This is a genomic window from Caenispirillum bisanense (assembly GCF_900230255.1).
Classification (GTDB): Bacteria; Pseudomonadota; Alphaproteobacteria; order Rhodospirillales; family Rhodospirillaceae; genus Caenispirillum; species Caenispirillum bisanense_A.
In genome coordinates this window covers 233,435-245,898 of sequence record NZ_OCNJ01000003.1, presented here as the reverse complement: position 1 = coordinate 245,898, position 12,464 = coordinate 233,435, and the positions used below count along the sequence as shown (strand labels likewise).

Genomic DNA, 12,464 nt, shown 5'->3' with positions numbered 1-12,464 from the left:
GTCAGGCGGCCTCCCCGGCCGGCTTGGGCTTGTCGGCGGCGGCGGCTACGCGCGCGGCGGCCGGCGGGCTGCCGAGGCGCAGGCGGTAGCGGGTGAAGACGTCGGCGCCGAGCAGGAAGAACAGCAGCATGCCCTGGAACACCCCGGTCATGGCGAGCGGCAGCCCCAGCTCGATCTGCGCCACCTCGCCGCCCAGGTAGGACAGCGCCATGAGCAGGCCGGCGAGCAGGATGCCGAGCGGATGCAGGCGGCCGAGGAAAGCGACGATGATGGCGGTGAAGCCGTAGCCCGGCGAGATGGAGGGCTGCAACTGGCCGATCGGGCCGGCCACCTCGAACAGCCCGGCCATGCCGGCGAGGCCGCCGGACACCAGGAAGCTCAGCCACACCACCCGCTTCTGGCTGAAGCCGGCATAGCCGCCGGCCGCCGGCGTCAGGCCGATGACCTTGATCTGGAAGCCGATCAGCGTGCGCGCCATGACGAACCAGCCGGCCAGCACCACGAACAGCGCGACCGCCGCGCCCAGGTGCAGGCGGGTGAAGCCCAGCACCGGCAGGATGGCGCTGTCGTGGAACAGGCGGCTCTGCGGGAAATTGAAGCCGTCCGGGTCCATGAGCGGCCCGTGGACGAGGTAGCTGAGGAACAGCGTCGCCACATAGGTGAGCATGAGGCTCGTCAGGATTTCCGAGGCATTGAAGCGCGTCTTCAGCAGTGCCGGGATCGCCCCGTAGGCCATGCCGCCGAGCGCGCCCGCGAGCGTCATGAGCGGCAACAGCCACACCCCTTCGACGTCATAGAACGCCAGCGCCACGGCACCGCCGGTGACGGCGCCCATGGTCAGTTGCCCCTCGGCGCCGATGTTCCACACGTTGCCGCGGAAGCCGATGGACAGGCCGATGGCGATGAGCACCAGCGGCGTCGCCTTCACCCCCACCTCGGCCAGCCCGTTCAGGGTCGACAGCGGCTGGATGAAGAAGGCGTGCAGCGCCTGCAACGGCGGGTAGCCGAGGGCGGCGAACAGCACGCCCCCGGCGACCGCCGTCAGCAGCGCCGCCACCACGGGCGTGGCATAGACGACGGCAGCCGGCGTGTGGGCGCGGGCCTCGAGCTTAATGCGCATGAGCGTCCGCCTCCCAGGCGTCGGAGGTTTCGAACACGCCGCCCATGAGCAGGCCGATCTGCTCGACCGTCGCCTCGTGGGCGGGGCGGCTTTCCGACAGGCGGCCGTGGCTCATGACGGCGATGCGATCCGACAGCACGAACAATTCATCCAGGTCCTGGCTGACGATGAGCACCGCCGTCCCCTGGTCGCGCAGGTCGAGCAGCGCCTGATGGATGGCGGCGGCGGCGCCGGCATCGACGCCCCAGGTGGGGTGGGCGGCGATGAGGATGCGCGGCTTGCGCATGATCTCGCGGCCGATGATGAACTTCTGCAAATTGCCGCCCGACAGGCTCTTGGCCGTCGCCCGCGCGCCGTTGCCGGCCACCACGTTGTAGGCGGAGATGATGCGCTCGGCGAGGCCGTGGGCCTTGCGGAAGCTGATGAGGCCGCGGCTGACCATGTCGTCGGCCCCGCCGCCGCGCGACAGCAGGGCGTTTTCCGCCAGGCTCATGTCGGGCACGGCACCGCGGCCGAGCCGTTCCTCGGGCACGAAGCCGAGGCCCAGTTCACGGCGGCGACGCGGGTCCAGGTGGCCGGCCGGCGCACCGGCGATGCGGACGCTGCGGGCATCCTGCACCAGCGTCTCGCCCGACAGCGCCGACAGAAGCTCGAACTGGCCGTTGCCGGCGACCCCGGCGATGCCGAGGATCTCGCCCGGATGCAGCGACAGCGACACGTCGACCAGCGTGGTGCCGAAGGGCGTGCCGGAGGCGAGGTTGAGGCGCTCCACCTCCAGCAGGCCGTCACCGCGCGGCGCCTCCACGGCCGCCGCGGCGGCGCGGGCCGGCGTGGCGAAGTCGGAGCCGATCATGGCCTGGGCGAGCTGGCGGGCCGTCTTCTCGCGCGGGTTCACGGCGTCGACCACCTTACCGGCGCGCAGGATGGTGGCGCGGTCGCACAGCACGCGGATCTCTTCCAGCTTGTGCGAGATGTAGAGGATGGTGCGGCCTTCCTCGCGCAGGCGGCGCAGGGTCTCGAACAGTTGCTCGGCCTCCTGCGGCGTCAGCACGCTGGTCGGCTCGTCCATGATGAGCAGGCGCGGGTCCTGCAGCAGGCAGCGCACGATCTCCACGCGCTGGCGTTCGCCCACCGACAGGGCATGGACCGGTCGCCTGGGGTCGAGCGGCAGGCCGTAGCGGGTGGAGACCTCGCGGATGCGCTCTTCCAGCTGGCGCATGGGGGTGCGGTCGCCGGTGCCGAGGGCGACGTTCTCCGCGACGGTCAGCGAATCGAACAGCGAGAAATGCTGGAACACCATGCCGATGCCGAGGCGGCGCGCCTCCGCCGGGCTGGCGATGACGGTCGGCGCCCCTTCCCACCGGATCTCGCCGGCGTCGGCCTGCAGCAGGCCGTAGACGATCTTCACCAACGTCGACTTGCCGGCGCCGTTCTCGCCCAGCAGGGCGTGGATCTCGCCGGGCAGCAGCGACAGCGAGACGTCCTGGTTGGCGATGGTGCCGGGGAAGACCTTGGTGATGCCGTGCAGGGCCAGACGCGGCGTCGGCGGCGCGGACTCGGTTCGGTCGGCGTCGGTACGGGGCGTGGGGGACATGCCTCTTCCATGACAGCGGCCGGACGACGGCCGGATCGGATGCGCTAGGGCGGCGTCTCGACCGGATCGGCAAAAGGCGACAGCAAGGCAGCCCCCGCGCGCTCCGTCGTCGAAACTCCTTTTACCGCGCTGCACCGTTTGTGCCAATTCGATTACATCGGAGGCCCGGCGTTTTTTCGTCCATTTGGTCAAGGTCGGCGGCGGCGCTGCCCGGCGGCGAGGCAGCCAGCGCCCAAAGCGGAGGCATGTTGACAGAATGTTCTCATCCTCGCCATGATCGGCGGAACGGAACAGACGTCGAACACCCCTTCTGCCGGATGCCCGCCATGGACCTCCTCCCCCTGCCCGAGCCCACCCGCCCCGCCGGCACCCGTGGCCGCGCGCCCTCCGGCGCCCGGCCGGCCAAGCGCGCCGCCAAGGGCCGCCGCGGCGGCGCCGCCCGCTCCCAGGGCGACCTCTTCGCCTGGCCGCGCCGGCCGGCGCCGCCCCCCGCCCCTGCCCCGGCGGCGGCCGAGGCGGAGTCGCCGGCCGTCGAGACGGGGGCGATGGAGTCGCTGGGTGGACTGCCGACGGCGGAGCTGATCGCCCACCTGACGCAACTGCTCGACGACGACCGCCCGGCCATGGCGGCCTTCGTGGCCCTGGCCGATGCCCTGGGCGCGCGGGCCGAGCGGGCGGCGGCGCCCGTGCTGCTGCGCCTCGCCCACCGCTTCGCGGGCTTCGACCGCGACGCCGCCGCGCCCGAGATGCGCGCCGCCTTGCGGGCGCTGGCGGCGGTCGCCGAGCCCGCCTGCGCGACGGCGGTGACCGACCTCGCGACGCTGGATGCCCTGTCGGCCGAGTCGCTGGCGCTGGCGCTCGACGTGCTGGCGGCGGTGCGCCATCGGCCGGCGGCACCCCTCGCCCGTCGCCACCTGACGCACGAGGTGGCGGCCGTGCGTATCAGCGCCTGCGGCCTCGCCCGCGCCCTGCGCCTGCGCCAGACGGCGCCGGCTTTGGAGGCTCTGCTGGTCGACCCGGTGCAGTCGGTGGCGCGCGCCGCCGCCCTGGCGCTGGGCGCGCTGGCCCTGCGCGGCGGCAAGGAAGCCCTGGAAGCCTGGCTGCCGGCGGCGACGCCGCTCGACCTGCCGGCGGTGGTGGCGGCCCTGGTGCCCGTCGCCGACGAGGATACGGCCGTGCTGCTCGGCCGGGCGGCGGAGCGGGCGGACCTGGAGGGACGGCTGGCCATCGTGGCGGCGCTCGGCCAGATCGACGGCCGTGCCTCCGTCACCTGGCTCGGCCGCCTCGCCCGCGACCGCAAGCCGGAGGTGCGGGCGGCCGTGGCGGCGGCGCTGGAAACCCTGGGCGACCTGACGGCGGCCCCGGTGCTGCGCGAACTGGCGGAGGATTCCGAAGACCGCGTCGCCGAGGCCGCCCAGCAGGCCCTCGACGCCCTGGCGGAAGCGGCGGCGGAGGAGTGGTGAGGCCTGAGGGCCCATTACCGCCGGTGCACGAAGCTCCGGTATTCCAGCCGGTCCTGCCAGCCGCGGCGCTGCAGTTCCGGCACGTCGCTGTCCTCGATGCCCGGGTAGCCGAGGCACAGGTAGGCGACGAAATGCCAGTCCGCCGGCACCTCCAGATCCTCGCACAGGCGCTGCGGGTCGAGGATGGAGACGTAGCCGACGCCCACCCCATGCGCCCGCGCCGCCAGGGCGAGGAGCGTCACCGCGCCGGCCACCGAATGCATCAGCGTCTCCGGCACCGTCCGGGAGCCGAGACCGTGACCGAGCGCCCCGGCGGCATCGCAGAACACCGCCATCTGCACCGGCGCCTTGTCGAGGCCGGCCAGCTTCAGCGAGGCGTAGAGCTTGGCCCGCTCGCCCTCGTATTCGTGCAGGGCTTCCGAATTGGCAGCGGCGAAATTGGCCCGCACCCGCACCCGCAGGGCCGGGTCCTCCACCAGCACGAAGCGCCACGGCTGGCTGTTGCCGACCGAGGGCGCCTGGCAGGCCAGCCGGACGAGGTCGTCCACCAGCGCCGGGTCCAGGGGGTCCGGCTTGAAGTGGCGGATGTCGCGGCGCCACGCGATCAGGTCGCGCAGCTGGGCGCGGAAGCGCTGGTCGAAGACCGGCGCCGAGCCGCCCCCCGCGGCCGTCACTTGCCGCTCCCCGCGTCGTCGGGCGGCGGAGGCGCTGCGGCGAGGGCTTCCTCGCCCACTTCCGACGGCTTCTGGCGGCCGCTGTAGGGCGGCTGGTCGGGGCGGCGGCCCCAGCGCAGTTCCTTGACGATGCCGTGCAGGGTGCGCACCTCGGTCTCGGTCAGGGTGGCGCGCCAGAACATGTTGCGAATGTTGCGCACCATAGACGGCCGCTTGTCCGGCACGCGCAGGAAACCGCTGGCGTCCAGTTCGGCCTCCAGGTGAGCGAAGAAGCGCAACACCATGTCCTTGCTGGCGACCTGGCTCTGGTTGGTGACCAGAACCTCGGCCGGCGGATCGACCTTGATCTGGTACCACTCGTAGCCCATGAGCAGTACTGCCTGGGCCAGGTTCAGCGAGCAATAGGCCGGATTGAGCGGCGCCTCGACGATGATGTCGGACACGGCGAGGGCGTCGTTCTCGAGCCCCGTGCGCTCCTTGCCGAACAGGATGCCGGTGCGCTGGTTGAGCGCCGCCTGGGCGTGCATGTCCTCGGCAGCGCGCTTCGGCGTCATCAGCGGCTTGATCATGTCGCGGCGGCGCGCCGTGGTGGCGTAGACGCGGTGCAGGTCCCCTACCGCCTCCTCCAGCGTGTCGAAGACCTGCGCCTTCTCCAGCACCTCCAGCGCGCCCGACGAGGCGGCGATCGCCTTCTCGCCCAGATGGTCCTCGCGCGGCTGCACCAGGCGCATCTGCGTCAGGCCGCAGTTGAGCATGGCGCGCGCCGCCGTGCCGACGTTCTCCCCGAGCTGCGGGCGGTCGAGGATGATGATGGGCGCGAGCGGGTCGATCACCGCCTCGCGGGCCCGGGTTCTGTCTGTTCCTGCCATCGGTCCAATCGTGCCGTACCGGAAGTGCGCCCCGCCGCCTCAGGCGGTGGCGCCCTCGCGGTAGAGCTTGAAGTTGATGCTGTCCGACAACGCCTCGAAAGACGCGTCGATGATGTTTTCCGAAACGCCGACCGTGGTCCAGCGGGTGCCGGTGCCGTCGGCGCTTTCGATGGTGACGCGGGTCACCGCCGCCGTCGCCGCATCGGGGTTGAGGATGCGGACCTTGAAGTCCACCAGCCGCAGGTCGCCGAGCTGCGGGTAGCGCGGCAGCAGCAGCTTGCGCAGGCAGGCGTCGAGCGCGTTGACCGGGCCGTCACCCTCGGCCACCGACATCACCCGCTCGCCCTTCACCGTCAGCTTGGCGATGGCCTCCGACAGGGTGATGAGCTTGCCCTTGGCGTTCCAGCGCCGTTCGTCGATGACGCGGAAGGCGTCGACCTTGAAGTACTCGGGCACGTCTTCCAGCATGCGGCGGGCCAGTAGCTCGAAGCTCGCCCAGGCGCCGTCGTAGGCGTAGCCCTGGAACTCGCGCTCCTTCACCAGCTCGATGAGGCGGGCGAGGCGCGGGTCCTTGCGGTCCACCTCCATGCCGATCTCCTCGAACCGCGCCAGCAGGTTCGACAGGCCGGCCTGGTTGGACACCAGGATGAGCCGCCGGTTGCCGACGCTGGCCGGGTCGACGTGCTCGTAGCACTTGGGGTCCTTGGCGACGGCCGACACGTGCAGGCCGCCCTTGTGAGCGAAGGCGCTCTCGCCGACGTAGGGCGCGCCGCGGTCGGGCACCCGGTTGAGGCGCGCGTCGAGCGAGCGCGACAGGCGCTGCAGGCCCTTCAGGTCGTCGGCGGTCAGCCCCGTCTCGAAGCCCATCTTGAGCATGAGGCTCGGGATGATGGAGATCAGGTTGGCGTTGCCGCAGCGCTCGCCCAGGCCGTTGAGGGTGCCCTGGATCTGGCGGGCGCCGACGCGCACGGCGGCCAGGCTGTTGGCGACGGCGTTGCCGGTGTCGTCGTGGCAGTGGATGCCGACGTTGCCGCCCGGCACCACCCGCGTCACGGCGGCGACGATGGCCTCCACCTCGTGCGGCAGGGTGCCGCCGTTGGTGTCGCACAGCACCACCCAGCGGGCACCGGCGTCGTAGGCCGCCTTGATGCACGACAGCGCGTAGTCGGGGTTGGCCTTGTAGCCGTCGAAGAAGTGCTCGGCGTCGAACATCACCTCGCGCGCCACCGTGCCGGCGTGGGCGATGCTGTCGCCGATCATGCGCAGGTTCTCGTCGAGTTCCACGCCCAGCGCGACCTTGCACTGGAAGTCCCAGCTCTTGCCCACCAGCGTCACCACCGGCGCGCCGGCGTTCACCACCGCCGTCAGGCCGGGGTCGTTGCTGGCCGAGCGGCCGCCGCGCCGCGTCATGCCGAAGGCGGCGATGCGGCCGCGCTTCGTCTCGGGCAGGTTCTTGAAGAAGGCGTCGTCGGTGGGGTTGGCGCCGGGCCAGCCGCCTTCGATGTAGTCGATGCCGATGGCGTCCAGTTCGCGCGTGATCGCCGCCTTGTCGGCCGCGGAGAAATCCACACCGTGCGTCTGCGCACCGTCGCGCAGCGTGCTGTCGTAGATGTAGACGCGCCTGTCGTCGGTCATCGGTCTTCCTGGTGCCTTGACGATTCGGGAATGGCGGAGAATGCCCCACCCCGGCGCCCGTGCCAAGACCCCAGCACGCCGCGACACATCCGTCGCGCGTCGCGATGGCTGCCGCGCGCAGACGCAGATTGCGCGATGTCAGGAAAATGTCGCAGGGTACGGCGTACCAGGACCCATCCGGATGCCCGCATGCGCTACGACCTCGTCACCCTCAAGCTGTTCCTCGCCGTCGCCGAGGAGGGCAACATCGCGCGGGCGGCGGACCGCGAGCACATCGCCGCCTCCGCCGTCTCCAAGCGCATCTCCGACCTGGAGGCGACGCTGCGCACGCCCCTGCTCACCCGCCACAGCAAGGGCGTGGTGCCGACGGCCGCCGGCGCCGCCCTGGCACGCCATGCGCGCAGCCTGTTCGGCATCATCGACCGCATGCAGGGCGAGTTGTCGGAATACGCCGAGGGCCTGCGCGGGCGCGTGAGCCTCGCCGCCAATACCTCCGCCCTGCTGCTGCACCTGCCGGAGGAACTGGCCGCCTTTTCCGCCGCCCAGCCCGGCATCAGCGTGGCGCTGGAGCAGATGACCAGCGCCCGCGTGGTGCAGGCGGTGGTGGACGGGGTGGTGGACCTCGGCCTGCATTCGGTCCATGTCGATCTGCCGCCGGGGCTCGACAGCCTGCCCTACCGCGGCGACGGGCTGGTGGCGGTGGTGCCGGCCGGCTCCGCCCCGGCGGCGCGCGAGACGGCGGAGTTCCGCGACCTGCTGGCGTGGGAGCACATCGTGCTGCGCGACGACAGCGCCCTGCAGGCCCTGCTCTCCCAGGCCGCCCGCGAGGCGGGCACGGAGCTGCGCATGCGCCTGACCGTCACCAGCTTCGACGCCGCCATGCGGCTTGTGGAGGCCGGGCTCGGCATCGCAGTGCTGCCGGCCGGCTGCGTGCGGCCGCACCTCGGGCGCATGGGCATCGCCGCCGTGCCGCTCACCGACCCGTGGGCGCGCCGCGACCTCGTCATCACCGTACGCGACCGCGAGGCCCTGACCGTGCCCGCCCGCCTGCTGCTCGCTCAATTGCTCGCCGCCGTGGAGCCCGCCCCGTGACCATCCGCCTCGACGCCCTCGACCACTTGGTCCTCACCGTCGCCGACATCGCCGTCACCACCGACTTCTATGCCCGGGTGCTGGGGATGGAGCCGGTCACCTTCGGCGGCGGGCGCACGGCGCTCGCCTTCGGCAGTCAGAAGATCAACCTGCACCAGGCCGGCGCCGAGTTCGAGCCCAAGGCCCGCACGCCCCTGCCCGGCTCCGCCGACCTGTGCTTCCGCACGGCCACCCCCATGGAGGCCGTTCTCGCCCATCTGGCGGCGGAGGGCGTGGCGGTGGAGGACGGCCCGGTGAAACGGACGGGCGCGCGGGCGCCGCTGCTGTCGGTCTACATCCGTGACCCGGACGGCAATCTCGTCGAACTATCGAACGAAATCAGCGCGTAAGGGGCGGCTTCTCAGGCGACCGCGCAGTGCAACGCCGGCGCGAACCGCGCGTTCACCGTGCACGCATCCTGCTCGTCGCCGGAGAAACATGCCATGGCCGCCGCCTCGCCCCGCTCCGCCCTCGTCTGGATTCTGGCCGCGGTGCTCGCCCTGTGCGGCCTCGCGCTCGCCGCCGGCGGCGGGTGGCTGATCGCCCTCGGCGGATCGTGGTTCTACCTGATCGCCGGCCTCGGTCTGCTGGCGACGGCGGCGCTGCTCGTCGCCGGCCGTCCGGCGGCTTTGTGGGTCTTCGCGGCGGTCGTGGCGGGAACGCTCGCCTGGGCATTACGGGAGGCGGGGCTCGACTGGTGGCCGCTTGCGACGCGCGGCGGGCTGGTCTTCGTGCTCGGCGCCCTCCTGCTGCTGCCGTGGATCACCCGGCCGTTGCGCGCGCCCACCGGCGGCACCCTGGCGCGCCGGCCCGGCCTGCCGCTCGCCGTGGTGCTGGCGGTGTCGCTGGCGGTCGCCGTCGCGTCCTGGTTCACCGATCCGCACCGCATCGCCGGGCGCGTCGCCGAGGCTCCGGCCGGCGCGGCGGCGGAAACCTTCGGCATCCCGGCCGGCGAGTGGCACGCCTATGGCCGCACCCACGACGGCAAGCGCTACAGCCCGCTCGCCCAGATCACGCCGGAGAACGTCGACCGGCTGGAAGTGGCGTGGGAGTATCACACCGGCGACATGCGCGGCCAGCCGGGCGACCCGACGGAAACCACCTTCGAGGTGACGCCGCTGAAGATCGGCGACCGCCTGTTCCTGTGCACGCCGCACCAGTTCGTCATCGCGCTGGACCCCGACACGGGCGAGGAACTGTGGCGCTTCGACCCGAAGATCCAGGGCGAGCTGGCCCTGCAGCACCTCACCTGCCGCGGCCTCGGCTACCGCCCGCCGGCCGCGCAGGCGGCGGGAGCGGATGCGGGCGCAGGCGAGCGCTGCGACGCCCGCCTCTACATGCCGACCGCCGACGGCCGCCTCATCGCCCTCGACCCGGAAACCGGCACCCGGTGCGAGCAGTTCGGCGGCAACGGCGACGTCGACCTGTGGCAGCACATGCCCAACGTGAACCCCGGCGCGTACTACTCCACCTCGCCGCCGGTGGTGACGCGCGACGTGGTGGTGATCGGCGGCACCGTGCTCGACAACGTCTCGACCAGCGAGCCGTCGGGCGTCATCCGCGGCTTCGACGCGGCGACGGGCGACCTGCTGTGGAACTGGGACCCTGCGAACCCGACCCAGACCGACCCGCTGCCCGAGGGCGAGACCTACACGCCCAATTCCCCCAACAGCTGGTCCATCTCGGCGGCGGACGAGGACCTGGGGCTGGTCTACGTGCCGCTCGGCAACCAGCCGCCCGACCAGTTCGGCGGCAACCGCAGCGCGATGGTGGAGCGCTACTCGACGTCGGTGGTCGCGCTGGACCTGCGAACGGGGATGCCGCGGTGGCACTTCCAGACCGTCCACCACGACCTGTGGGACTACGACGTGCCGGCCCAGCCGAGCCTCGTCGACCTCACCATCGACGCCGAGACCGTGCCGGCCCTGGTGCAGCCCACCAAGCAGGGCGACCTTTACGTCCTCGACCGCCGCACCGGCGAGCCCATCCTGCCGGTGACCGAGGTCGTGGCGCCGCAGGGTGCCGCCGAAGGGGACCACACCGCCGCGACCCAGCCGGTATCGGCGCTCAGCTACGATCCGCCGCCGCTCGACGGCGCCGACATGTGGGGCGCGACGCTGTTCGACCAGCTCGCCTGCCGCATCCAGTTGAAGCAGCTGCGCTACGAGGGTCGCTACACGCCGCCGTCGCTGCAGGGCTCGCTCATCTATCCCGGCAACTTCGGCGTCTTCAACTGGGGCGGCATCGCCGTCGACCCGCACCGCCAGATCGCCTTCTCGACGCCCGCCTACCTCGCCTTCACGTCCAGGCTGATCCCGCGCGAGGACGACGAGTCCCTGTACGTCAACACGAAGGCGCCCGAGGGCAGCCTGCCGGCGCTCAACGAGAACTTCGGCGCGCCCTACGCGGTGGAGCTGAAGCCCTTCCTGTCGCCCATCGGCCTGCCCTGCCAGCAGCCGCCGTGGGGCTACGTTTCGGCGGCAGACCTGACCACCGGCGAGATCGTCTGGATGCACAAGAACGGCACCGTGCGCGACATGGCGCCGGTGCCCCTGCCCTTCGCCATGGGCGTGCCCGACCTGGGCGGCCCCGTGGTGACCGCGGGCGGCGTCGCCTTCCTGTCGGGGACGCTCGACTACTACGTGCGCGGTTACGACGTGGCGACGGGCGACGAGCTGTGGCGCGCCCGCCTGCCCGCCGGGGGACAGGCGACGCCCATGAGCTACGAGGGCGCCGACGGCCGGCAGTACGTGCTGGTGATCGCCGGCGGCCACGGGTCGCTCGGCACCAAGGCGGGCGACGCCGTCATCGCCTACGCCCTGCCGCAATGAGCCGGGGGGTGTGTCAGCCGCCCGAGGCGGTGGCGACGGCCGGCGGCGCCACGATGTCGGCCACCACCTCGGCGAGGCAGCGGTAGCTGGCGTCGGTCATATGCAGGCCGTCGGCCGACAGCAGGTCGGTCGGTGTGAAGCGGCCGTCGTCCAGCCACTGCTTCATGAAGTCGAAGCGCGCGACCACCGGCAGCCCGAACTCCGCCCCGAGCTCGCGCACCGTGGCGACGGCGGCCAGGAAGGCGCCGTCGCCCGCCTTGGCGGCGAGGTACTGCGGCTCCATGAGGATGACGTCGGCGCCGCCGGCGCGCAGGCGTCGGATGCCCTCCCGCGCTTCGGCGGCATAGGTCGCCTGCGGCACGTTGCGGAAGACGTCGTTGGTGGTGATCTGCGAGATGACGAGGTCAGGGCGGTGCGCCAGCACGTCGCGGTCCAGCCGCGCCATGTTCATGCCCACCGTCTCGCCGCCGATGCCGCTGTTGACGATTTCCGCCGCGACCGCCGGGCGCCCGGTGGCGAGGATGGCGCGCAGCTGCGCCGGATAGGTGCGGTCGGGGCTGGTGGCGCCGGTACCCTCGGTGCTTGACGAGCCGATGGCGACGATGCGCAGCGGCTGCCCCTCGGTCACCAGCCGCGCCACCCGCGGCAGCGGCGGATGGGCCGTGGCGGCGACGGCGCAGCGCTCGGACGCGGCCGAGGCGGCGGCCGGTCCCGCCACGAGGGCGACGGCGGCAAGGGCGATGAGACGGCGGAGGGACATGGACGGCGGCTCCTGGCACGGGGACGGCTGCCGCGACAGTGAGGCCGGTCTCTTACCGCCGGGTTAACGTTTCCGGGGCGGCGGAGGCGGTTGTCACAGCGGGTGGGGACGCACCTTCCGCCCGCCGAGGCACAGGACGCCACGGCCGCCGCCGGTGGCGCCGTGGATGGCCGGATCAAGTCCGGCCATGACAATTTAAGGAGAAATTTCAACCACTTGTCATGCGCGGGCTCGACCCGCGCACCCACGGCGTGCACGGGTGCCTGCCGTGGAGGACGGCGCCCGCGGCCGCCGGCCGTGACGCCGCGGGTGGCCGGGTCACGCCCGGCCATGGCAATTTCCTCAGCGATCTCAAAACCTTGTCATGCGCGGGCTCGACCCGCGCAT

Annotated in this window: 10 protein-coding genes; 4 read left to right on the top strand and 6 right to left on the bottom strand. The window is 72.2% G+C overall.

Annotated elements, in window-relative coordinates; all coding sequences use genetic code 11:
- Position 1 precedes the first annotated feature (1 nt).
- Positions 2 to 1,120, bottom strand: coding sequence for an ABC transporter permease (locus CRP50_RS08370; RefSeq protein ID WP_097278569.1), 1,119 nt, complete (start codon positions 1,118 to 1,120; stop codon positions 2 to 4).
- The gene (locus tag CRP50_RS08365; RefSeq protein ID WP_097278568.1) at positions 1,110 to 2,714 is read right to left on the bottom strand and encodes an ABC transporter ATP-binding protein; all 1,605 of its coding nucleotides are present in this window, start codon (positions 2,712 to 2,714) and stop codon (positions 1,110 to 1,112) included. Before CRP50_RS08365 ends, CRP50_RS08370 begins: the two co-directional genes overlap by 11 nt.
- A 326-nt stretch (positions 2,715 to 3,040) precedes the next feature.
- On the opposite strand from CRP50_RS08365, the gene CRP50_RS08360 reads away from it, so the two are divergent.
- A complete protein-coding gene (locus CRP50_RS08360) occupies positions 3,041 to 4,177 on the top strand; it encodes a HEAT repeat domain-containing protein (RefSeq protein ID WP_141415091.1) in 1,137 nt (378 codons plus the stop codon).
- A gap of 14 nt (positions 4,178 to 4,191) precedes the next feature.
- Here the strand turns inward: CRP50_RS08360 and bluB are convergent, their stop codons facing one another.
- The 3 genes from bluB to cimA all read right to left on the bottom strand — a co-directional run bounded on the left by bluB (position 4,192) and on the right by cimA (position 7,355).
- The gene (gene bluB, locus CRP50_RS08355; protein ID WP_097278565.1) at positions 4,192 to 4,851 is read right to left on the bottom strand and encodes a 5,6-dimethylbenzimidazole synthase; all 660 of its coding nucleotides are present in this window, start codon (positions 4,849 to 4,851) and stop codon (positions 4,192 to 4,194) included.
- The gene (locus tag CRP50_RS08350; protein WP_416045205.1) at positions 4,848 to 5,684 is read right to left on the bottom strand and encodes an RNA methyltransferase; all 837 of its coding nucleotides are present in this window, start codon (positions 5,682 to 5,684) and stop codon (positions 4,848 to 4,850) included. Before CRP50_RS08350 ends, bluB begins: the two co-directional genes overlap by 4 nt.
- A 75-nt stretch (positions 5,685 to 5,759) precedes the next feature.
- On the bottom strand, positions 5,760 to 7,355 hold the full coding sequence (gene cimA, locus CRP50_RS08345) for a citramalate synthase (RefSeq protein WP_097278563.1): 1,596 nt from the start codon (positions 7,353 to 7,355) through the stop codon (positions 5,760 to 5,762).
- A gap of 189 nt (positions 7,356 to 7,544) precedes the next feature.
- Between cimA and CRP50_RS08340 the strand changes: the two genes are divergently transcribed.
- The 3 genes from CRP50_RS08340 (at position 7,545) to CRP50_RS08330 (ending at position 11,317) form a co-directional block, all read left to right on the top strand.
- Complete coding sequence (locus CRP50_RS08340; protein ID WP_217992019.1) at positions 7,545 to 8,447, top strand: LysR family transcriptional regulator; 903 nt, start codon at positions 7,545 to 7,547, stop codon at positions 8,445 to 8,447.
- On the top strand, positions 8,444 to 8,836 hold the full coding sequence (locus tag CRP50_RS08335) for a VOC family protein (RefSeq protein WP_217992018.1): 393 nt from the start codon (positions 8,444 to 8,446) through the stop codon (positions 8,834 to 8,836). The genes CRP50_RS08340 and CRP50_RS08335 overlap by 4 nt, the downstream gene beginning before the upstream one ends.
- Positions 8,837 to 8,929: 93 nt before the next feature.
- Positions 8,930 to 11,317, top strand: coding sequence for a glucose/quinate/shikimate family membrane-bound PQQ-dependent dehydrogenase (locus CRP50_RS08330; RefSeq protein ID WP_097278560.1), 2,388 nt, complete (start codon positions 8,930 to 8,932; stop codon positions 11,315 to 11,317).
- 13 nt (positions 11,318 to 11,330) lie between these two features.
- On the opposite strand, the gene CRP50_RS08325 is transcribed toward CRP50_RS08330, so the two are convergent.
- Positions 11,331 to 12,077, bottom strand: a complete 747-nt coding sequence (locus CRP50_RS08325; protein WP_097278559.1) for an SGNH/GDSL hydrolase family protein — start codon at positions 12,075 to 12,077, stop codon at positions 11,331 to 11,333.
- Positions 12,078 to 12,464 lie beyond the last annotated feature (387 nt).

What these genes read in the sequence shown, in the direction of transcription:
- CRP50_RS08365 (WP_097278568.1), bottom strand. Translation starts at nt 2,714, where the DNA reads ATGTCCCCCACGCCCCGTACCGACGCCGACCGAACCGAGTCCGCGCCG.
- CRP50_RS08360 (WP_141415091.1), top strand. Translation starts at nt 3,041, where the DNA reads ATGGACCTCCTCCCCCTGCCCGAGCCCACCCGCCCCGCCGGCACCCGT.
- cimA (WP_097278563.1), bottom strand. Translation starts at nt 7,355, where the DNA reads ATGACCGACGACAGGCGCGTCTACATCTACGACAGCACGCTGCGCGAC.
- CRP50_RS08340 (WP_217992019.1), top strand. Translation starts at nt 7,545, where the DNA reads ATGCGCTACGACCTCGTCACCCTCAAGCTGTTCCTCGCCGTCGCCGAG.
- CRP50_RS08325 (WP_097278559.1), bottom strand. Translation starts at nt 12,077, where the DNA reads ATGTCCCTCCGCCGTCTCATCGCCCTTGCCGCCGTCGCCCTCGTGGCG.
- CRP50_RS08330 (WP_097278560.1), top strand. Translation starts at nt 8,930, where the DNA reads ATGGCCGCCGCCTCGCCCCGCTCCGCCCTCGTCTGGATTCTGGCCGCG.
- CRP50_RS08370 (WP_097278569.1), bottom strand. Translation starts at nt 1,120, where the DNA reads ATGCGCATTAAGCTCGAGGCCCGCGCCCACACGCCGGCTGCCGTCGTC.